The 20,610-nt window shown below is 45.3% G+C and carries 18 protein-coding genes; 8 read left to right on the top strand and 10 right to left on the bottom strand.

All coding sequences use genetic code 11. The features are described 5' to 3' along the window. Positions 1-419: 419 nt before the first annotated feature. Entirely contained in the window at positions 420-1,058 is a 639-nt protein-coding gene (locus ACJ751_RS09595; protein WP_407745269.1) for a DUF1080 domain-containing protein, read from the bottom strand. Positions 1,059-1,202: 144 nt separating this feature from the next. Beyond that, positions 1,203-1,457: a hypothetical protein gene (locus tag ACJ751_RS09590; protein ID WP_407745268.1), complete on the bottom strand. Its 255-nt coding sequence runs from the start codon at positions 1,455-1,457 to the stop codon at positions 1,203-1,205. A 101-nt stretch (positions 1,458-1,558) separates the two neighbouring features. On the opposite strand from ACJ751_RS09590, the gene ACJ751_RS09585 reads away from it, so the two are divergent. Beyond that, complete coding sequence (locus ACJ751_RS09585) at positions 1,559-2,761, top strand: DUF2252 domain-containing protein (RefSeq protein WP_407745267.1); 1,203 nt, start codon at positions 1,559-1,561, stop codon at positions 2,759-2,761. A 1-nt stretch (position 2,762) separates the two neighbouring features. Here ACJ751_RS09585 and ACJ751_RS09580 read toward each other — a convergent pair whose 3' ends face one another. The 4 genes from ACJ751_RS09580 to ACJ751_RS09565 all read right to left on the bottom strand — a co-directional run bounded on the left by ACJ751_RS09580 (position 2,763) and on the right by ACJ751_RS09565 (position 6,998). Next, positions 2,763-3,761, bottom strand: coding sequence for an aldo/keto reductase (locus ACJ751_RS09580; RefSeq protein ID WP_407745266.1), 999 nt, complete (start codon positions 3,759-3,761; stop codon positions 2,763-2,765). An 80-nt stretch (positions 3,762-3,841) separates the two neighbouring features. After that, the gene (locus ACJ751_RS09575) at positions 3,842-4,408 is read right to left on the bottom strand and encodes a Crp/Fnr family transcriptional regulator (protein ID WP_407745265.1); all 567 of its coding nucleotides are present in this window, start codon (positions 4,406-4,408) and stop codon (positions 3,842-3,844) included. A gap of 21 nt (positions 4,409-4,429) precedes the next feature. Further along, entirely contained in the window at positions 4,430-5,680 is a 1,251-nt protein-coding gene (locus tag ACJ751_RS09570) for a tetratricopeptide repeat protein (protein WP_407745264.1), read from the bottom strand. A 1-nt stretch (position 5,681) separates the two neighbouring features. Then, the gene (locus tag ACJ751_RS09565) at positions 5,682-6,998 is read right to left on the bottom strand and encodes an AAA family ATPase (RefSeq protein WP_407745263.1); all 1,317 of its coding nucleotides are present in this window, start codon (positions 6,996-6,998) and stop codon (positions 5,682-5,684) included. A gap of 178 nt (positions 6,999-7,176) precedes the next feature. On the opposite strand from ACJ751_RS09565, the gene ACJ751_RS09560 reads away from it, so the two are divergent. The 6 genes from ACJ751_RS09560 (at position 7,177) to ACJ751_RS09535 (ending at position 17,189) form a co-directional block, all read left to right on the top strand. Next, positions 7,177-8,091 carry an SMP-30/gluconolactonase/LRE family protein gene (locus tag ACJ751_RS09560; RefSeq protein ID WP_407745262.1) on the top strand — a complete coding sequence of 305 codons (915 nt, stop codon included), beginning with the start codon at positions 7,177-7,179 and terminating at the stop codon, positions 8,089-8,091. Positions 8,092-8,187: 96 nt separating this feature from the next. Next, a complete protein-coding gene (locus ACJ751_RS09555) occupies positions 8,188-9,645 on the top strand; it encodes an MBOAT family O-acyltransferase (protein ID WP_407745261.1) in 1,458 nt (485 codons plus the stop codon). Then, positions 9,645-10,613, top strand: a complete 969-nt coding sequence (locus tag ACJ751_RS09550; RefSeq protein WP_407745260.1) for a hypothetical protein — start codon at positions 9,645-9,647, stop codon at positions 10,611-10,613. Before ACJ751_RS09555 ends, ACJ751_RS09550 begins: the two co-directional genes overlap by 1 nt. 82 nt (positions 10,614-10,695) lie before the next feature. After that, a complete protein-coding gene (locus ACJ751_RS09545) occupies positions 10,696-14,115 on the top strand; it encodes a chondroitinase-B domain-containing protein (RefSeq protein WP_407745259.1) in 3,420 nt (1,139 codons plus the stop codon). A gap of 77 nt (positions 14,116-14,192) precedes the next feature. After that, positions 14,193-15,635: an alpha-L-fucosidase gene (locus ACJ751_RS09540; protein ID WP_407745258.1), complete on the top strand. Its 1,443-nt coding sequence runs from the start codon at positions 14,193-14,195 to the stop codon at positions 15,633-15,635. A 9-nt stretch (positions 15,636-15,644) separates the two neighbouring features. Further along, positions 15,645-17,189: a putative Ig domain-containing protein gene (locus ACJ751_RS09535; protein WP_407745257.1), complete on the top strand. Its 1,545-nt coding sequence runs from the start codon at positions 15,645-15,647 to the stop codon at positions 17,187-17,189. Positions 17,190-17,236: 47 nt separating this feature from the next. Here the strand turns inward: ACJ751_RS09535 and ACJ751_RS09530 are convergent, their stop codons facing one another. Together ACJ751_RS09530 and ACJ751_RS09525 are read right to left on the bottom strand one after the other, a co-directional pair. After that, a complete protein-coding gene (locus ACJ751_RS09530; RefSeq protein WP_407745256.1) occupies positions 17,237-17,887 on the bottom strand; it encodes a hypothetical protein in 651 nt (216 codons plus the stop codon). 68 nt (positions 17,888-17,955) lie between these two features. Continuing rightward, positions 17,956-18,525: a hypothetical protein gene (locus ACJ751_RS09525; RefSeq protein ID WP_407745255.1), complete on the bottom strand. Its 570-nt coding sequence runs from the start codon at positions 18,523-18,525 to the stop codon at positions 17,956-17,958. A 589-nt stretch (positions 18,526-19,114) separates the two neighbouring features. Between ACJ751_RS09525 and ACJ751_RS09520 the strand changes: the two genes are divergently transcribed. Further along, positions 19,115-19,435, top strand: coding sequence for a LytR/AlgR family response regulator transcription factor (locus ACJ751_RS09520; protein ID WP_407745254.1), 321 nt, complete (start codon positions 19,115-19,117; stop codon positions 19,433-19,435). 15 nt (positions 19,436-19,450) lie between these two features. Here ACJ751_RS09520 and ACJ751_RS09515 read toward each other — a convergent pair whose 3' ends face one another. Both ACJ751_RS09515 and ACJ751_RS09510 read right to left on the bottom strand, forming a co-directional pair. Beyond that, positions 19,451-19,885 carry a MarR family winged helix-turn-helix transcriptional regulator gene (locus ACJ751_RS09515; protein WP_407745253.1) on the bottom strand — a complete coding sequence of 145 codons (435 nt, stop codon included), beginning with the start codon at positions 19,883-19,885 and terminating at the stop codon, positions 19,451-19,453. Positions 19,886-19,921: 36 nt separating this feature from the next. After that, complete coding sequence (locus ACJ751_RS09510) at positions 19,922-20,422, bottom strand: GNAT family N-acetyltransferase (RefSeq protein ID WP_407745252.1); 501 nt, start codon at positions 20,420-20,422, stop codon at positions 19,922-19,924. Positions 20,423-20,610 lie beyond the last annotated feature (188 nt).

Here is a 20,610-nt window from a genome sequence, read left to right as displayed (position 1 = left end):
TGGTCCCGCTGCTGCTCTTCAGTGCTTAATCCGCGTTTGCTGGGCCAGTTGATATTTGACACCGTGGCCACCCAGGCAGCCCTGAACTCGGACTGGGATTTTGGGGATGGTTGGGATGGCTGAGATTGGGATGCTTGAGATGTTTGGGAGAGCTGTGATGGTTGCGATGCTGGTTGTTGCCGGGCATCTGCAATTTTTGTTACCTTTTTAGAAGATGAACAGGCACTTACCAGAACTATCATCAAATAGCTCGTTACAAACAGGGTGAATTTGTTAAACATAGTCGGCTCGCGGTTGAAAAAATTACCGGAGCGCTAAAAATAGAATAAAAAAGAATACAAGAACCAGGAAACAAGGCGCAAGAAATACAAATAAATAAAAAGGACCTGTTTTCTCTTGAGCCTTGTGCCCTGAGGCTTTTACTCCAGAATTTTTACCTGGATGTTTTTAAAATAAACTTTACTGTTGGGATCATGACCCTGCAATGCAAAGGTGCCGCTGGAGAGCACACGTCCTTTCATATCATTCGGGCGTTGCACATTGTCAGGCTCGGTATATTCAACAGTTGTTTTACCATTCACTTTAACAGTCACTTTCTTTCCCCGCACAATGATCTCTTCAGTGAACCAGACATTATCCTTCACCAACTGCTCTTTCACATCCTGAACGGCATACAGGCCTCCGGTTCTTCGCCAGTCGGTATGCGTGTTATTTACCTGCACTTCATATCCCTTCGATGGCCAGCCTGATTCCTGGTAAGCGGTATGAAAATAAATGCCGGAGTTGGAACCGGGCCTGGTCATAACCTCGGCCTTGAAATCGAAGTTCTTGAAATCGTGGTTCTGTACATTCCCGTTATAAAACAGATGGGCTGTATTCCCGTGGACAATGATCATTCCACTGTCAACTGTAAAAGTTCCGGCGTTCTCCCCTACTTTCCAGTCGGTAAGCGTCTTGCCATCAAACAGGGAGATCCATCCTTTTGATTGCTTTTGCGCAAAACCGGCGAAGGTCAGTAAACAACAGGCAAGCAGTAAGCTATAAGATATCTTTCTCATTGTTATCATTTGCATGAAGGTAGGAGTTTAGCAAATCAAAAGGTCAGGGCACAAGGTTCAGGGATAAAGGCACAGGAAAAACAAAAGGCTCAAGGTGCAAGCGTCTGCCTGTACCTTGAGCCTTGTTCCTTGAGATCTGGTGGCTTAGCTTTTCTTATTCTCTTTATACCGCTTGTCGGGGGTACCATTTTTCTTCATGTGCTTGGTGGTATCGGCAGCGGCCTTATTTGCCTTGTAACGCATATCGGGCGAGCCATCCTTCTTTTTAGGTGCTGTGTCTTTTTTAGCAGGAGCGGCTTGTTCCTTTTTAGCACCTTGTTTTTTAGCAGGGGCTGTTTGGGCAAAATTCATTCCGGCAAATGCAAGCAAAAAGCAAACAACGAAAACGACTTTTTTCATGATACTTAATTTTTAAAGTGAAAGGGACCAAAACTTATCTATCAAATATAAATCCAATTGACCATCCAAAAATTGCATTAACTTCCTATTAAAAAATAACCTTGCCGTCCATAGCAGAACGTATCCAACACTTTAACAGTAATCGCCTGCCTTTTTATACGCGTCTTAAGTACCGGGCCATGGCCAGAGATCCGTTTTACTTTTTCAGGGGCACCGCCCATTTGTTTTATGAAGACCTTGCCGGCGCCAATACCCTGCCGGCTTTGCCGCTGTCATGGGTTTGCGGCGACCTGCACCTGGAGAACTTTGGTAGTTACAAGGGTGATAACCGGTTGGTATACTTCGACCTGAACGATTTTGACGAGGCTACCCTGGCGCCCGCCACCTGGGAACTGGCCCGCATGGTGACCAGTATTTTTGTAGGCCTGTATACCATGGGCCTGGGCGCCCCGGAAACCAACAACATGGCGCTGTTGTTCCTGAAGTCGTATGCACTGGTGTTAAGTAAGGGCCGGTCGCGGTACATTGAACCGCAAACCGCTAAAGGCATTGTAAAATCCTTCCTGTTAAAAGTAGGGGAACGCAAACAAAAAGACCTGGTAAGGGAACGCACCATCAGGAAGAACGGGGACATTGGCCTGCTGATTGATAACAAACGGCTGTTCCCTATTGATGATCCATCACTTACAAAAAAACTGGCTGCCTTTGTAGATGGTTGGATGGTGAATATTCATCATCACCGCTTCCAGGTTATAGATGCGGGTTTTCGAATAGCCGGAACTGGCAGTCTGGGCGTTAAACGCTATCTTTTTTTGCTGGAACGGTTACATGGCGAACGGAAATACCTGTTGCTGGATATGAAACAGGCGCAACCCTCCTGCCTGCAATCGCATTTCCCCAACCAGCAACCCACCTGGTTATCGGAGGCGGCCAGGGTGGTAGGTGTGCAGGAACGCATGCAAAATATTTCACCTGCGCTGTTGCGACCGGTGCTTTTCAACAACGAATCGTACGTGATAAAAGAAATGCAACCCACAGCCGATAAAATAAACTTCGCCACCCTGGAAAACAGGTTCGATGATATGGAGGATGTGCTGGAAAATATGGCCCTGCTTACGGCTTCTGCCCAGCTAAGAAGTTCGGGCAGGCAGGGTTCGGCCAATGCGGATGAACTGATGGCCTTTGCCCGCGATGCAGCCTGGGTTCCATCCATTATTGAATACGCCAGCCAGTATGCCAACCAGGTAAAAGCTGATTATAACCAATACCTGGCGGCTTATACAGCTGGTCATTTTGAGAAATAATTTAGCGTTTGCCTACCCAATGCGGATAAATGGGAATTTGCTCACTCACTGCATCCAATTGTAATACATGTTCCGGTGATAAACTCCAGCCGGTGGCATCCAGGTTCTGCAGCAACTGTTTTTCATTGCGGGCGCCAATTACAATGTTCGAAACGGTGGGCTTATTCAGCAACCAGTTGATGGCAACCTGGGACACCGATCTGCCCGTTTCCCCTGCAACCTGCTCCAGCACATCTATTACATTATACAGGTGCTCGTCTGTCACCGGTGGCGCTTTTACCAATCCACCTGCTTTTATGCGCCCTTCCGGCAACGGATCATTCCTTCTGATCTTACCGGTTAAGCGTCCCCAGCCCAGCGGGCTCCAAACCATCAGTCCCAGCCCCTGGTCTTGCAGCAAGGGCATTAATTCCTGTTCATAATCGCGCCCGATAAGGGAATAATATCCCTGGTAGATCACGTATTTCTCCAGGTTGTTACGTTCTGAAAGGGCCAGCGATTTCATAAGCTGCCAGGCAGTGAAGTTGGAGGCGCCAATATATCTTACTTTTCCACTGGTAACCAGGTAATCTAAAGTACGTAGTGTTTCTTCAACGGGCGTTTCCTCATCAAAGGCATGCATAAAGTATACGTCTATGTAATCAGTTCCCAACCGTTTGAGACTGTCTTCTGCGGCTTTAATAAGATGATAACGGGAAGAACCTTTGTCATTGGCGGCTTCACTCATATTAAAGGAGGCCTTGGTAGCGAGGAGCACTTTATCGCGACGGCCTTTTATGGCGGCGCCTAAAATTTCTTCGGAGGCGCCTTGCGAGTACACATTCGCGGTATCAAAAAAGTTCATGCCCCGTTCAAGGCTGATGTCCACCAGGCGCGTTGCCTCTTTTATATCTGTTTCGCCCCAGCGTTTAAAAAACTCATTGGTGCCGCCAAATGTTGCGGTGCCTAAACTTAAAACCGGTACTTTTAATCCCGACCTGCCTAAATTTCTGTATTCCATTTTCTGTGTATTTATCACAAAATTCAATACAGGGCTGGCGGCAAAAAAGGACATTTATCACGAATATGATGTGACAATTATCACGCGCTTGCCAGGCGGCTCAGGGTTTCGCGGGAAACGCCCAGGAAGGAAGCGATCAATGATTTGGGAACACGTTGAATAAGGCCGGGATAATTCGAGACCAGTTTTTCATACTGTTCTTTAACGGAACAGCTGATCAAACATAAGATCCGGCGTTGAAACTGAATATAACTAGCGGTTGTTTGCTTTCTGAAGAAGTGTTCCATTTTCTGCAACCCGCGACAAAGCTTTTCGCGGTTGTGTAAGGTAATAAACAAGGTATCACAATCTTCCAGGCAATCCACCTGCAGCGTGGCAGTTGTTTGATTATGATAGGCCTGCGGATCCGTGATCCAACAGTGCTCCATTCCGAATTGAACGATGTGCTCTTTACCCTCCGAGTCTATGTGGCATACTTTCATGAGCCCGCTGAGCAGAAAGTAGTCATTATGCACATACTCCCCTTCCCGGATGATGATCTGGTGCTTTTTAAATTTTTTAGGAGTAAAGTGCGACAGCACCAATGCAAACTCTTCATCGGTCAACGATACGAACTCCTCAATTTGTTGCCGTAACACGTTACTCATAATACTATAATTATTGAATCATTATCTGTTACTTCTTTTAATCACCAAAAAGTTAACTGCAAATTGAAAGGCAATAAACCCGATGATAAATATATTTACAATGGCGCCGGTGGCGGGATTGTTGGTAAATGCCATCCAGATGGCGGTCAATCCGAGCACCGCCATGACAATGGTGAATAACATGATCGAATTGTACTTTGACGGCAAAAACATCATACTGCAAAAAACCATCATCGCAAAACCATAGGCCGCCAATACCAGGTATTTATCCATGAAAGAGTATGCAAACATTAATAAACCGGCAAGTAAAACAACCAGGGCTACTGCTACAAAATTAGAGCTCATTTTTTCCTGTTTGTTCAGCAGGAACTTGCCGTAGGAATTAAACCTGAGAAACAGGTTGCTGATGGGTTTTATAACCCAGGTTGAGAATGCAAACAAGGCGAGCAAGATGATCACCGGAATAAGAATTGGCCGTAAGCCCGGATTGGCATCAGCCAGTTTGTTTAATGCCTGGTTGCCAAACCAAAGTCCCAATAATATACCCCATTGGTACTTTGCTGCCATGTTACCGATCCAGAATGAAAATTTCAGGAACACCCGGTATACGGGGTTGCTTGCCTTCAACGCTTCGATCATGCCTCGTTGCGCATACTCAAAATTGGGTTCGTTCTTCAGGGCTTCCTTGAAGTGCTTCAGGGCTTTTTGATGATCGCCTTTTTCCAGCAATCCCCAGCCGTAATTGGCATGGGTATAGGCGTTATTTGGATCATTTCTTAAAGCGCCTTCAATCGTAGCAAATGATTCTTCTTTTCTATTCAGCTTTATTAAGACCGTGCTTCTTACATTCAGCGCCAGCAGGTCTTCGGGGTCAATTTCCAGCGCCTGATTGGCCAGGCGTAACGATTCATCATATTGCTTGCGCGCCAGTTTTATATTCGCGAACCAGGCAAAATAATCTGCGGTATAAGGATCGAGGGATATAGCCTGTTGAATGCTTTTCTCCCCATCATCATATTTATCTTTCTGAATATCGATGCGCGATTTAATAAAGAATAAATGCGCAGTATCGGGTGCAAGGCCAATAGCATCTTCAATAATACTGGCAGACTCCTCTACTTTGTCCTGCGCCAGGTTCAATTCCGACAATAACGCCAGGTATTGAATATTGGTGGGTTCCTGTGCCAGTAGTTGTCTCAGGATCTTTTCTGCTGCGTCGTACTTCCTTTGTTGAATAAGAATACCAACCTTCGATAGACTATGCTCCGTCATGTCACTTTTTTAATTTTAAATAGGATAGGATATCGTCATATAAACCGGAATCGTTGGCAAACATGGCAAAATTCTTGGCGGTCATGAACCATTCCTGGGTACTTGCTTTATGTTTTTTAACGGCATTCAGCAGGTCTTTTGTTTCAATAGGCTTTGGGATACCGTCGGTGAAAGAAGATTCCAGTTTTAGTTCTATGGCTATGTCAATGATGGCGTCAATATCGGCGCCGGAATAGTGCTCCGTCTTTTTCGCCAGTTGAGCATAGTCGATGGTATCGATTGGTTTATTTTTAAGTTTTAACTGTAATATCGATTCCCGGGTGGTTTCATCCGGTGGCGGCACAAACACAATGCGGTCGAAACGGCCCGGTCTTCTGAAGGCAGGGTCCAGGTTCCAGGGGGTGTTGGTTGCACCGATTATCAATACCCCTTCATTGCTGGTATCTATACCGTCCAGCTCCTGCAAAAATTGATTGATGAGGTGGCGGCCGGCCGATTGTTTCATATCGCTTCTGCTGGCGCCCAGCGCATCAATTTCATCGATGAATAAAATACAGGGCGTATTATCCCGGGCCAGCTCAAATATTTCATGCAGGTTTTTCTCACTGTTCCCGATCCACATGTCCAGGATATCGTTCAGTCCTACACTGATGAATCTGGCATTTACCTGCCCCGCCGTTGCTTTTGCCAAAAAGGTTTTGCCGCATCCGGGCGGGCCGTATAATAAGATTCCACCGCCGATCTTTTTGCCATATGCCTTATACAGTTCGGGATGCATCAACGGCTTTATGATCTTCAGCTCGATCTCCTTTTTCACGGCATCCATTCCACCCACATCACTGAAATTGATGGATGGCTTTTGTAAAAAGCGGCTGTCATATTCGTCTTCCTCCTCTTCGTCTGGCTCGGGACGGCCACCTTTTACCCGTAAATGACTATCCAGTTCCTCATCGAAGAAATTGGGGTCAAGTGACAATACCTTTTTATAGGTTTCAATAGCGCGGGCAATGGAGTTTTCTTTTAGCAGTCCTTTAGCATACCAGGTAAGGGCCTCTACGTCCTGGTGACCGCTTTCAATAAATTCTTCCAGAATTACATTACAGGCGGAATAATTGCCTTTTTTGTAGAAAACCTTTGCCAGCCCAATGGTGGCTTTTGTATCGCGACGTGATGATTTTAAGATCAGGGTGTATTCAGCTTCCGCTTCCTCCAGGTGGTTCAGTCCCAGCAATGTATCGGCCAGCAACAACCTCAACGGCGTATTGTTGGGCGAATGGCGCAAGGCTTCCCGCAAACTTTCAATGGTATTCTCGTTCATTATGCAATTTGTATTACTATCGATGTAAATATTTATTAATGGAACGTTAAAACCGCCCGCAGACGGCCGCACCCCGCTTCTGATCCCAAAACGGGCGAAATATACAAAATAGCCGGTTACCACTGTTATTTTACGGGGTAATATTCGTTGTATCTTCAGTACCTAATCAACATTGAACATGATAATCACCTGTAAGAAACTATTATTGCCTGCCTTTTTATATTGCTGCAGCCTGGTGGCGAATGCTCAGGACAATCGCTCAACCGATACCAGTATAATAGCCGATGGCGCCACCCCGCGTTTGATTGCCCGGCAATTCAGTTTTACCGAAGGCCCGGCTACCGACAGCAAAGGGAATGTCTTTTTTACCGATCAGCCCAATAACAAGATCTGGAAATACAGCATCGATGGTCACTTATCAATTTTTCTGGACAGCGCCGGCCGCTCGAACGGCATGTATTTCGACAGGAACGGCAACCTCATCTCCTGCGCCGATGAACAAAACCAGCTTTGGTCAATTGACCGGAAGAAAAAAATTAAAGTGCTGATAAACGATCTGGATGGCAAAAAACTGAATGGCCCTAATGATGTGTGGGTGTCGCCGGGTGGTAATATTTATTTCACCGATCCTTATTATCAGCGCACGTGGTGGACGAGGACCAAACCCGAAATGGAAGCAGAGAAAGTATATGTACTGCTGCGTGGCAGCAAAACCCCGCAACCATTAATTGACAGTATGAAACGCCCCAATGGCATTGTAGGCTCACTCGATGGAACTCAATTGTACGTATCAGACCTCAACGGCAATAAAACATATCGTTACACCATTAATAAAGACGGTTCTTTAAGCAATGGAGAATTATTTGTCAATCTTGGCTCTGATGGCATGACGATGGACAACAAGGGGAATATCTACCTCACAGGCAAGGGCGTTACTGTTTTCAACAGTCAGGGCAAGCAAATAGCGCATATCGATATTCCTGAAAAATGGACAGCCAATGTTGCATTTTATGGTAAACAGCGAAACAAATTATTCATCACTGCATCGGAGGCTATTTATGAATTAGAGATGAAAGTAAAAGGAGTTGAGTAAACGCAGAATTATGATCTATATCATAACCGAAAGCATTCATTAGAATGCTTTTTTTATTAAATTTAGTTAAGCATTTACTTCCAAAACTCAAAGCCGGTGTTATTCAATTCGCTTGCCTTTCTGGTTTTCCTGCCCATTGTGTTTGGCCTATATTGGTTCGTATTCAATAAGCGCCTGCGTTGGCAAAATGGGTTGTTGCTTGTTGCCAGTTATTTCTTCTATGGCTGGTGGAGCTGGAAATTTATGACGTTACTTTCGGTAAGCACTTTCCTTGATTATGTTTACGGCTTTTCTGTTGCCTCGCCTAACCGAAAAAGAGCACGGCTGTTTTTATGGTTGAGCGTTATTAATAACCTGGGCATTCTGGCCGTGTTCAAGTATTACAACTTTTTTGCGCTGCAATTTCAAAAAGGTTTTGAAACGCTGGGTGTACACTTACACCCCACCTTATTGCAGATCGCATTGCCCATCGGCATTTCCTTTTACACCTTCCACGGCATGTCGTATGTGTTTGATATTTATAGAGGAAAACAAAAGCCCATCTCCAATTTTATTGAGTATGCCGTATTCGTTTCCTTTTTCCCATTACTGGTAGCCGGGCCCATTGAACGCGCTACGCACCTGTTGCCGCAGGTACAACAAAAAAGGATCTTCAGTTACAGACAGGCTGCCGAAGGCTGCCGGTTGATCTTGTGGGGCATGTTCAAGAAAGTAGTAGTGGCAGACAGCCTTGCGGTAATAGTCAATACTATATTCAACAACTACACCGAACATAACGGTATTACCCTTATACTGGGCGCTATCGCTTTTTCATTTCAGATCTATGGCGACTTTAGCGGGTATTCAGACATTGCCCTGGGCACGGCCAAACTATTCGGGTTTGAACTGTTAAGCAATTTCAAATTCCCCTATTTTTCAAGGGACATTGCCGAGTTCTGGCGTAGATGGCATATTTCACTCTCCTCCTGGTTCAGGGATTACCTGTATATTCCACTGGGTGGTTCAAAGGATGGTAAAGCGAAAGCAGTAAGAAATACTTTTATCATTTTTCTGGTTAGCGGGTTCTGGCATGGCGCCAGCTGGAATTTTATTGCCTGGGGATTTATTCATGCCTGTGGGTTCCTGCCATTGTTATTATTAAACCGCAACCGCACGCACGTAAACGAAGTGGTGGCCGCCGACCGGTTATTTCCCAATGGTAAAGAGTTGCTGCAAATGTTTACCACGTTTTGCTTTGTAACCTTTGCCTGGATCTTCTTCCGCATCCACGACATGGGCCAGGCTGTTGATTACACAAAAAGGATTTTCACCAATTTTCACAACCCGGGGGAAGCGCTCTCCTACTTTTCCATCTTCTATTACATTGTACCGCTGCTGGTGATTGACTGGCAATTCAGAAGAAATGAAAGAAGATTGGAAATAGCAAAGAGGAATGTCTTTATGATCCTGAGCTCAAAGGTAGTGCTGTATACTGTGTATACCCTTACCGCCATATTCCTGCTGAACGCCATTATTCAAAAAGAAAATGTTTCATTCATTTATTTTCAGTTCTAATGAAGAAGCTTATCTTAAAAATAGTGAAGTTGTCAATTATCCCGGTGCTGGTGCTCTTGCTGATAGGGCTTTATCAGGAACAAGACCGGGTAGTGACTTTAAAAAGACAACTATTTGAGCAGTACAAGGGAAAGGTACAATGCCTGATAACAGGTACCAGCCATACATTGAATGGAATAAATCCCACCTTACTCCCCATCAAAACCTTAAACCTGGCAGAAGACGGCAAACCTGTTGAACTGGATATGGAAATAATAGAGAAGAATCTTAACCAGTTACCCCATTTACAATATGTGATCTTCCCGGTTGATTATTTCACTTTTTATTTTACCGGATTGCATGAGGAATCTGCAGCCAAATTGTATCATCACTGGAACCTGAAAGATGGATTTATAAAATCGTATACTTTTAAAAGATATCATGCCCTTACCTGTGGTTTTTTGCTCAATGAACACAACACCCTCGATCAATACGATACCATTATGGGCTACAGGGCCGAATTTGAGGATCTTTCAAAAGCAGATCCTGATTATAGATTACACAAATATCAGCGGAAAATAATCGATTGGAATACCTACTGGATAGACACAAGCAGCGCCGGGAAGATCTATAAAAGGTTCGAGGGCTTTATTTCCATGCTTCAACAAAAACAAATTCAAACCATATTGGTAACCATGCCGGTTTGCCAACAGTTCTATTCCTACCTCGATACCAACCTGGTTAAAAAGAACAATCAGTTAATCAACAACCTCCTTCATAACACCAGGGCTAAATACATTAACCTGCAAAACTACCCTTCCCTGGCAGCGGATAGCCTGTTCTTCGATATTGATCACTTAAACGACAAAGGCGCCACTATTGCCACTGCCATCATTAAAGATTCTATAATCAAATCTTTTTCATCTGAATATCACGAAACGCAATTCGCATCGGCTAACCCACATGCACCTGAAAACAGGCCAAAATGAGTGAATAGAAGGTAAAGAGCCGGCAAGCATTGTTTGCAAATTATAAGTTAGTTGTGCAATCATTAATCATCAATTCTTGCCAATGGAAAAAAATTTACCTTTTGCAAAAGGGCCATATTCCCGTGCAAAAAACGAGGTCCTTCGGTTCTTCTCTCTTTTATTGCTTTTGTCGGGTTTCCAGATTGCTTCGGCAACAACTATCCCCGTAACCTCCCTCCCTGAACTGCAAACTGCCATTAACAACGCAGCTCCCGGCGATGTGATCATTCTTGCCAATGGCGTATACACGGCAACGACCGATATCACCATCAATAAAAAAGGGACTGCAGCGCAACCCATCACCATTGCAGCACAGTCAATCGGGGGCGCTGAGATCACCGGCTCAGGGGGTTTTAGTATAGTAAGCCCGGCTGCCTACATCATCATCAAAGGCTTTACATTTACTCATGCGGCCAACCACGCCAAAATGGCCAGTGGCACCAGTTTCTGCCGCTGGACAAGAAATACTTTTGAAACACCGGGTGAAGGGGAGTACCTGCTGCTGAATGGCAATGACCACGAAGTAGATTATAACACCTTTCAGAATAAAAGTAATCTCGGTCGCTTTATAGCGGTGCGGGGTTCCGGCAGTCAGATCGCACAAAGACTCTGGATCCATCACAACTATTTCTATAAACAATTGCCCGGTGGTGGCAATGGCGCTGAAACGCTGCAATTTGGCTTGAGTGGGTACAGCCTTTCATCGAGCAACAGCGTTATCGAGCATAACGTGTTTGAGGAATGTGATGGGGAGAATGAGCTTATCTCTGTCAAAGCCTCGGCCCTGACCATCCGCTATAATACCATCCGTAATTGTCCTGCACAGTTCACGCTCCGGCATGGCAACCATTCCCAGGTATATGGTAATTATTTCAGCAATACACCGGGCCTGCGCATCTTTGGCGACGATCATGTGATTTTCAGCAATTATTTTGAGAATTGCAGTACTGCGCTGGATATCGGGAACGGTGATGGCGAGGTAGCAGATGGTGCTCCCTTAACAAGCCACGACCGGCCTGATCGCATACTCATCGCCTTTAACACGCTTGTCAATTGCAGCAGCAATTTCAAGCAGGGCGGACGTACAGGCGGTTTGGGCGCTACATTTGTTACAGTGGCCAATAATATTGTTCAGGGTGGTGGCGCGGCGGCTTCTATCGCCGGCCCCTATACCAATCCTGTATGGACAGGCAATATTCTTTTCAATGTAAGCGGCCCGGGCGCTATGCCCGCTTCAGGATATACTATCACTGATCCCCTGCTGGCAAGGGATATCACAGGTACTTATCATCTTCAAACCGGCAGCCCCGCCATCAATGCCATCACAGATAGCTTTCCCGCAGTAGTGGCAGATATGGATGGGCAGCCGCGTACGGCGCCCTTCGACATTGGCGCCGATGAAGTTTCCCAGGCGCCTGTCACCGCCCGCCTGCTCAATCCTGCAGATGTGGGCGCCCATGCAGCAGGCGATGTGCCGGTGGCCAGCTTTACGGCCCCTGCCAATAAAGCGATCGTTGATGCAGGCGCTAACATTCCACTCATCGTTGATGCCCTTTCGTTCAGCGGCGCCATTTCAAAAATAGCGTTCTCCGTAGATGGTGTAACAATCGGCGAAGATACTATGGCGCCTTATTCCATGAATTGGATAGCGGTGGAAGGCGCACACACGATCACTGCTATAGCAACGGACAATAACGGAAAAGAGAGCCTCCCCGCTGCTGTTCTCGTGACCGTAAACCCGGCCGGTTCACACCTCAACATCACGTCCCCGGTTAGTGGCTCCGGGTTCACAGCCCCCGCTTCCATCGCGATCAATGTAGCGGCAACAGATGATAGTTCAACCATTACAACAATTGAATTCTTCAATGGGGCTACCAGCCTGGGCAAGGACTCTGTTGCTCCTTATGCTTTTACCTGGACGAATGTAGCTGCCGGTAATTATACGCTGCAGGCCAAAGCTACCAATGCACTCAATAAAACAAGTCTTTCAGTGCCGGTGAGCATTACTGTACATGCAGCCCCCGTTACATCGTTCGATATAACTGATAATGGCGGCGCTGTTACTGCACAATATCCCAATACGTCCAAACCTGCTGAAGACGTGCCAAGCCTGATCGATAACAATAGATCTTCAAAATATTTCCGCAGTGGCAGGAATGTATTGTGGGTCCAATACAGATCAACGGTGCCTGCCATCGTTGTAAAATATACCCTCACTTCGGCTAATGATGTACCTGGCCGCGATCCCAGCGACTGGAATTTACAGGGTTCCAACAATGGTACCGACTGGACAACCTTGGATACCCGCACAGGGGAAAGTTTTTCGTCGAGGTTACTTACAAAAACCTATACGTTCAACAATGCAACGGCTTATCAGTATTACCGGTTGAACATTACCAATAATAGCGCAGCCCTGGCTACAACGGGTACACAGTTTGCGGAATGGGAGCTTTTTGAAAGAAGAACACAAACCATTTCATTCGAAAACATTGGTGATACCACGTATGGTGTTGAACCCATTGTATTGGCTGCAACAGCCAGTTCCGGACTTCCGGTAAGGTTTGAAGTAGGTTCAGGACCAGCCAGTATCTATGATTCCTTATTGACAATAACCGGCGCAGGAACGATCACGGTACGCGCCATCCAGGAAGGAAATGAGAATTATTTTCCTGATACGGCTGAACAAACTTTCATGGTCAGCAAAGCCATGCAGACTATTTCATTCGACCCGGTTGAGACAAAGACATTTGGTGATGGCGCCTTTGACTTGTCTGCTACATCCGACGCAGGTTTGCCCGTTACCTTTGAATTAGTGTCGGGCCCGGTAACAATCAATGGCACTACCGTTACCATCAATGGAGCGGGCACGGCTACCATTAGGGCTATACAGGCAGGAGATGAAAATTATGAAGCAGCTTTCAGCGAGCAGGTAATTACCATTAATAAAGCGGCGCAAACGATTTCCTTTACCGCCATTACGCCCAGCAAGAGTACAGATTCCGTACAATTAACAGCCACCGCTTCATCGGGTTTGCCGGTATCCTATTCCATTGTTTCCGGCCCGGGAATAATTCATAACAATACACTCTCCTTTACCGGTGAGGGCAATGTGGTGATACGCGCCAGTGAACCCGGTAATGAAAATTATCTGCCTGCCGATCCGGTTAACCAAACCGTGCTTGTTTTTGCAGCCGATGAAAAGAAGGATTGCGTAAAGATCAGGATCTACCCGAATCCTACGCATGGCCGGTTGAAAGTGAAGCTGGACAACAGGCAGCACGATAAACAATATACGCTTATCATTTATAATAGCAGCGGCAATCCGGTTCAATCAACAGTTATCCAAAAAAATCAATTCCAGTTTGAAGTAGAGTTTAACCTTACGAATTATCAGAATGGTATTTACTACCTGTATATATTCGATGGGACCACCACCTATGTTCGACTGATCAGAAAAGACTAGTACCTGAATAAATTTCTCATATGATGAAACATCCCGCATTTATTTTAGTAAGCAGTTTTCTTTTTAACTCCGTCCTAATGTATGGTCAAAACGTTGATAAGGAGGCCGCGGCAGAACATTCCATGATCAATTTAAAAGAAGAAAAAAGCGCCACGCATACCCTGCATCCCGATGCACAATGGTTTCCTGAAGCAGGACTTGGTTTATTCATTCATTGGGGTTTGGCATCTGTAAAAAATATGGACATTTCGTGGCCCATGATCCCGGGCAGAGCGCTTGCCAATAAGAAACTGGATTCTGGTGAACTGGCACGGGTAGTTCGCGAAAAAGATTATAACCTTACCGGTAAGCCACCTGCCATTACCCCGAACGAATATTGGGCAATGGCAAAGGATTTCAATCCGCAACATTATGATCCTGATAAATGGATAAAAGCAGCAAAGGAAGCAGGCTTTCAGTACGTAGTGCTAACAACCCGGCATCACGAAGGATTTGCTTTATGGCCGAGTGAATATGGCGATTTCAGCACAAAAAATTTTATTGGTGGAAGGGATCTCCTGAAGTCTTATGTGGATGCCGTTCGCAAATATGGATTGAAACTGGGATTTTATTATTCTCCGCCCAACTGGTATTTCGACCGGGAATACATGAGTTTCATTTACGGCAAGGCTTATACAACGAACCCGGATTTACCAAAAGTGGATGGCGATCTTAATCCAAGAACGGTGAGCAGAACAGCAGAGGAAATTAAACAACACCAGGCAGCCTATGCAATGATGGTTAAAAAACAAATTGAAGAACTGCTCACCCGTTATGGAAAAATTGACCTGCTCTGGTTCGATGGAAAACCACCTGTTCCCAATGCCACTGAAATAATATCGCAGGAGGAGATCCGACAACTACAGCCAGGCATTGTTATCAATCCCCGCCTGCATGGCAAAGGAGATTATATCACCTTCGAACGTAATCCGCCCAAACAGGATCCCGGTGATACCTGGGCAGAGTTTTGCAATACCTGGACAAACAGCTGGGCCAACAGCAATACCCAACCTTTTCGTTCCAATGCCTTTGCATTAGGGGAATTTGTTTCGGCACGGGCCTGGGGCGTGAATTATTTGTTAGGTGTAGGCCCTACTGCCGATGGTGTATTTCCACAGGCTGTATACGACAACATGAAAGTAGTGGCTGACTGGATGAAAAAGAATGGCCGCGCGGTTCAACAGGTGCAGCAATTGCCGGCAGGTGAATGGGCATCGGTACCGGCCACCGCAAAAAATAATTACCGGTATCTGTTCGCCATTCCTGAATTTAAAAACGGAAGCAAGTATGATGCAGATCGCTTACCCGCAAAAGATACGGTAATTTCATTAACAACGCCCCTGACACCAGGATCTGTTTCCTTAGCAGGTTCAGGAAAAAACTTACATTTCAGGCACGAAGGAGGACAGGTTATTATTGATTTACCGGCCAGCGTTCGTTCTAACCTGGTTGATGTAATTGAAGTAGCATTAAAAAAATAGAATATCATTATGAGTTTGCTTTCCTTTAAAAAGCTTTGTTGTATTACGGTTTCCTGGATGTTACTGATAGCTGCCAACGCACAGGATAGGCTTTCTAAATATATTTTAACTCCTAAAGAAAGTCCGCAACCGAAGATAAACGGATCCCAGGTGTTTGGGGTTCGTCCCGGTCACCAGATATTATTTACCATTCCTGCTACAGGAACAAGACCCATGAGTTTTTCTGCAGACAATCTTCCAAAGGGCGTTACGGTTGATGCAACAACCGGACAGTTCTCTGGTTCTATTTCAAAGCCCGGAGAATATACGCTTACGCTGCATGCAAAAAATAAACTGGGCGCCACCAAACGTTCTTTCAAAATTGTAGTAGGTGAAACGATTGCATTGACCCCGCCTATGGGCTGGAATAGCTGGAATATCTATGCATCAAAAGTTACCCAGGAACTGGTGCTGGCCAATGCAAAAGCGATGGCAGGCAGCGGGTTGATCAATCACGGCTGGTGTTATATGAACATCGATGATGTATGGCAGGGAAAAAGAGGCGGCGAATTTGGTGGCATACTTCCCGACTCAACCACTTTTCCCAATATGCAGGCGTTGGTAAATGATATTCACCAGCTGGGCTTGAAAGCAGGCATCTACTCTACCCCGTGGGTTGAATCATATGGCCATCATATTGGGGGATCCGCCATCAATGCGGAAGGTACATTTGTGAGGACCACAGAAAATGTTCCCCGCAATAAAAAACAATTGCCGTATGCCATTGGCCAGTATATTTTCTGGGATAAAGATGTAAAGCAATGGGCTACATGGGGTTTTGATTATTTAAAGTATGACTGGAACCCGATTGAGTTTACTGAAACCAAAGCCATGTACGACCTGCTCCGCAACAGTGGTCGTGATGTTGTTTTCAGTCTCTCCAACAGTACGCCGTTTGCCAGCATTAATGAACTTTCAAAAATTGCCAATACCTGGAGAACCGGTGGCGACATAAGAGACAGTTGGAAAAGTTTGAAGAGCCGGTTGCTTACCCAGGATAAATGGGCGCTTTATGCATCACCCGGACACTGGAATGATCCCGACATGATGATCGTTGGTTGGGTTGGCTGGGGTAAAGGTCCTTACCCAACACACCTTACACCAGATGAGCAATATGCGCATATGAGCGCCTGGTGTTTACAATCTGTTCCCTTGTTGTTAGGTTGCGATCTAACCAAACTCGATGCTTTTACTTTAAGTCTGTTAACGAACGATGAAGTGCTTGCAGTCAACCAGGACCCGTTGGGCAAACAGGCAACCATTGTTTCTAAAACAGATTCCTGCGGGGTATTGGCAAAAGACCTGGCAGATGGAAGCAAGGCAGCCGGATTGTTCAATGTAACAGATAGTGTTACGAGAAAGCTTACGGTAAAATGGAGTGACCTTGGCATTCAGGGAGCCTGTATTGTTCGCGATCTTTGGCGACAAAAAGACCTGGGCGTTTATAAAGATGAATTTTCTGCCGAAGTACCACCACACGGCGTAGTAATGATCGGTATTCGTAAAGTAAAATAAATACAAGGTAAAAGAAGCCCTCGAAGTCAGGGCTTCTTTTTTTATTTTTAATCCATCCCCTGCAATGTTCCATTAGGACCTACTACCATAGCAGGCTTGCGCAAAGAGATATGGATAGGTAATTCTTCCAGTGGATGAACGTTGTCCTTATCAGCTTCCGACAGATTGGCCATTTCCAGCCGGTCGATATCAGCCCCGTATGACCGTTCACCCAACAAATTATAGATAGCAGGATAAGCCAGTTGCAAATACTGCCCTTCGTTATGTCGGGAACATAAAGGGTGATATATTATAAGAGATGTATCATCAGGGTCATCGCTGGCAAAAGAAAAAAAGAATTCGGCCGGATGGATATTCATGCTCTCTATTTGTTTTTCCAACAGAAAATCAATTGGCATAGGATCTTCCAACGCACCGATCTGCCAGCCTGGTATTTCAGGCGCTGTGGCCACAAAGGTATCGACCTTTTTAAAATGCATGGCTCTACCATTTACGGTGATAGTCAATTTGGGGAATCCTTTCCCTGTATCAGGCAGTGATACGCTGTATTCAAAGAACTTGTAATAGGCGCGTAAATGCGCATTCAATTCACATAACCAGTAGGTTGCTTCTTTTTTTGTTTTATTATGCAGATCGAGATATTCCTTGTTGTTACGTTTGAACCACTCCCAAAAATGCCGCTTCGATAACTTGCTCATATCAAATGTTTGTAATTGAACAAAAGGGGAATTCCGCCCCGAACAGGTCGGGACGGAATTCATAAGCATTACAAAGATACGGCCAATATTCCTTCATTACCCGGAACATCGGTGGCAATGGCGGTGATCTTTGTACCGGCCAGCGGGTTGTTAGCCTGCGTGGCGGTGTAGATCCAATCAAGTCCATTGATGTCTTGCTCTGCTTTGCCTTCTTCCAGTAGGGTGCCGTTGGCAGCATAGATCTCCACCTGTACACTTACTACGCGAAAATCATCGACTGCACGAACAACGATCTTGTCGCCAGTTGCGCCTTTGTATTTACGCGTATTGATGCTTTTAACATGGGGTGGATTCAGGAAATCTTCCAGCGCCCTGCTGTAGACGTTCTGCCTGGGCCGCAGTACAGTGGCATAGGCTTCCGCCATGCTTTTGTCTGTACTTTTAATAATTGTCCTTGCATACCTCGAAGCAAGCAGGAATTTTTCCTGTGTTTCGGCTTGTTTGGAGTTTGGATCTCCTTTACGTTTTCTAGGCGCCTTAGCGACTATTGTTTTGCCCTGCCACTCGCGAAATACGAGTTCTTTATTGAGGGTTCCACTAATCCGGCCTGTTACCAGGCTATTGTCAGAGTGAGCCATAAGTCACACGTTTAAATGGTGAAAAAATCGGTGTCGGTCGAAAGCCGCTGTCGTGGAGAGGGTTCACAGATCCGCTCTTTCTGTTAGCCCTGAGCGAAACTCCATTTCGGCGACTGATGACACAAATGTAGAACAGCTTTCAACCATATTTTTTCCAGATGTGACGGTGTTTTGGTTTCGATGTGACGGGCTTCGGAAACCGGTGTGACGTTTGGTAATTTCTCCTCGGAAATGCCATTTCTGGTGGGACGGTGTTGGGAAAATGGTGTGATGAAATGCAACACTTCCGTGATGTTTGACATTTTACCACTCGTTCACCTCTAATTTACCTCGGAATCACCTCTAATTCACCTCGGGGCGACCTCGGGGTCACCTCAGATTTACCTCTGCTCACTTCTGTTCCACCTCGGTTCAACCTCTATGAAACCTCCGGGGCCGAGGACCCAAAGAGGACCCAAAGAGATATCATCAAAGCAGCATTGAGATAGCATGTAAGCCGATCACGCTTTGGGTCATTATTACGCAAATAAGATTTTTACAGGCATTTTTTTTTAAATTGTCAGCCCATTAACCTTCAAGCTTATTCGTTATGCTAAAGCCCTTTTTTGTATGGCAGGATAAAAAATTGATACGACTCGATCCTGTAGATGTGATGTTCCTAAAAACCCAAAAAAATTATACCAGTATCGTTCTATCGAATAATACCTATTTCATGGTACGAACGAGCTTATCAAACGCTTTGAAAAAATTGCCGTCCGATCTGTTTATTAAAACACACCGCTCGTGGGCTGCTTCCATCCTTTATATTGTTAACGTGGAAAGAGATACTTTAAGAGTTGGAGAAGAAGAAATCCCCATTGCCCGGCAATATTACAAGGAAGTGATCGAGCAGTTGAATGTGATTGAGTGACCGCTAAAAATACTACTACTGACCACTCAATAGCTGCATGATCTCCTGCATATGCATGACCAGTTCTTTTTGTTTTGTGATGGCCAACGGAGCAATCAGGGCATCTACCTGGTCGTTAGACGCCCGGTTTAAATTATGAAACACTTTAAGGCCTTTTTCTGACAATGCCAGCAATGAAACCCGGGCATCGGTAGAAAAGTTCTCCTTATTTACAAGACCGTCCTTTTCAAACTTCTTCAGAATGCGGCTAACATAGCCCTTATCCATATTCAGGATGGATACAATTTGCGATGCGCTTATTTGTTTCCCGGTATAGATCTCGTACAAAATGCGCGCTTCAGCCAGCGAATAGTTGCTATCCAGCAGATGACCATCCAGCAAACCGATCAACCGGGTGTAGAACCGGTTAAACTCCCGGATATCCTGTATCAGTTTTGTTTTATCCTTCATATATTTGTTGACAATGGCAATCAATAATCAGGTTCATTAAGCCAGGTGCAGGTCATAACGCCGTTCAGTAAGGTTTTTACCAAATGATCGGGAAGGCTTTTCTTCAGTCAGTTTGAACCCGAAGCGGGTGTACAAATTAATGGCCGCCTGTTGTTCATCGGTGGTCCATAAATAGGCGTCCTTAACTCTGCATTGTTTCATGAAAGCTATAAATTCAGTCATCAATTTCTTTCCCAGCCCTATTCCTCTATACTCCGGAAGAAGGATAAAGTACCGGAGTTGCAGGCCGGCCGGCCGGTGCTGCGCCAATAGAAAACCTATCATTTTGCCATCATGCTCACACATCCAGATGCGGTCTTTTTCCGGATCATAGTCATGGCCAAATTCGCCCAGCCCGCTCAACACATAAGATTCAAAACTCAACCCGTACCCGTTCTCTTTTGTATACAGATCGCCATGCAGGTACGCTACATAGCCGAGATCACCCGGAAGCAACCTGGTTCTGATAGCGATATCGTTCAAAACAATTGTTTTCATAATATCTCCCTGTTGTTTCTCAATACAAAGAAAACAACATTAGTTGACAATGACAACTATATTTCAAAAATAAATGTCCCTGCCTTCTCTATCCCTAAATAAAACGTCATCCTTTCTATGTATAACCTTTGCAGGTTGCGCCTGTACAGTTTTACAGTTGTTATGATGGTCGTGTATTGAAATTTTGT

The organism is Niastella sp., assembly GCF_045805085.1.
Classification (GTDB): domain Bacteria; phylum Bacteroidota; class Bacteroidia; order Chitinophagales; family Chitinophagaceae; genus Niastella.
Note: the sequence above shows the minus strand (reverse complement) of the source record. Positions and strands in the feature narration are given on the sequence as shown.

What these genes read in the sequence shown, in the direction of transcription:
- ACJ751_RS09595 (WP_407745269.1), bottom strand. Translation starts at nt 1,058, where the DNA reads ATGAGAAAGATATCTTATAGCTTACTGCTTGCCTGTTGTTTACTGACC.
- ACJ751_RS09590 (WP_407745268.1), bottom strand. Translation starts at nt 1,457, where the DNA reads ATGAAAAAAGTCGTTTTCGTTGTTTGCTTTTTGCTTGCATTTGCCGGA.
- ACJ751_RS09580 (WP_407745266.1), bottom strand. Translation starts at nt 3,761, where the DNA reads ATGGAATACAGAAATTTAGGCAGGTCGGGATTAAAAGTACCGGTTTTA.
- ACJ751_RS09575 (WP_407745265.1), bottom strand. Translation starts at nt 4,408, where the DNA reads ATGAGTAACGTGTTACGGCAACAAATTGAGGAGTTCGTATCGTTGACC.
- ACJ751_RS09570 (WP_407745264.1), bottom strand. Translation starts at nt 5,680, where the DNA reads ATGACGGAGCATAGTCTATCGAAGGTTGGTATTCTTATTCAACAAAGG.
- ACJ751_RS09565 (WP_407745263.1), bottom strand. Translation starts at nt 6,998, where the DNA reads ATGAACGAGAATACCATTGAAAGTTTGCGGGAAGCCTTGCGCCATTCG.
- ACJ751_RS09560 (WP_407745262.1), top strand. Translation starts at nt 7,177, where the DNA reads ATGATAATCACCTGTAAGAAACTATTATTGCCTGCCTTTTTATATTGC.
- ACJ751_RS09550 (WP_407745260.1), top strand. Translation starts at nt 9,645, where the DNA reads ATGAAGAAGCTTATCTTAAAAATAGTGAAGTTGTCAATTATCCCGGTG.
- ACJ751_RS09545 (WP_407745259.1), top strand. Translation starts at nt 10,696, where the DNA reads ATGGAAAAAAATTTACCTTTTGCAAAAGGGCCATATTCCCGTGCAAAA.
- ACJ751_RS09540 (WP_407745258.1), top strand. Translation starts at nt 14,193, where the DNA reads ATGTATGGTCAAAACGTTGATAAGGAGGCCGCGGCAGAACATTCCATG.
- ACJ751_RS09535 (WP_407745257.1), top strand. Translation starts at nt 15,645, where the DNA reads ATGAGTTTGCTTTCCTTTAAAAAGCTTTGTTGTATTACGGTTTCCTGG.
- ACJ751_RS09530 (WP_407745256.1), bottom strand. Translation starts at nt 17,887, where the DNA reads ATGAGCAAGTTATCGAAGCGGCATTTTTGGGAGTGGTTCAAACGTAAC.
- ACJ751_RS09525 (WP_407745255.1), bottom strand. Translation starts at nt 18,525, where the DNA reads ATGGCTCACTCTGACAATAGCCTGGTAACAGGCCGGATTAGTGGAACC.
- ACJ751_RS09520 (WP_407745254.1), top strand. Translation starts at nt 19,115, where the DNA reads ATGCTAAAGCCCTTTTTTGTATGGCAGGATAAAAAATTGATACGACTC.
- ACJ751_RS09515 (WP_407745253.1), bottom strand. Translation starts at nt 19,885, where the DNA reads ATGAAGGATAAAACAAAACTGATACAGGATATCCGGGAGTTTAACCGG.
- ACJ751_RS09510 (WP_407745252.1), bottom strand. Translation starts at nt 20,422, where the DNA reads ATGAAAACAATTGTTTTGAACGATATCGCTATCAGAACCAGGTTGCTT.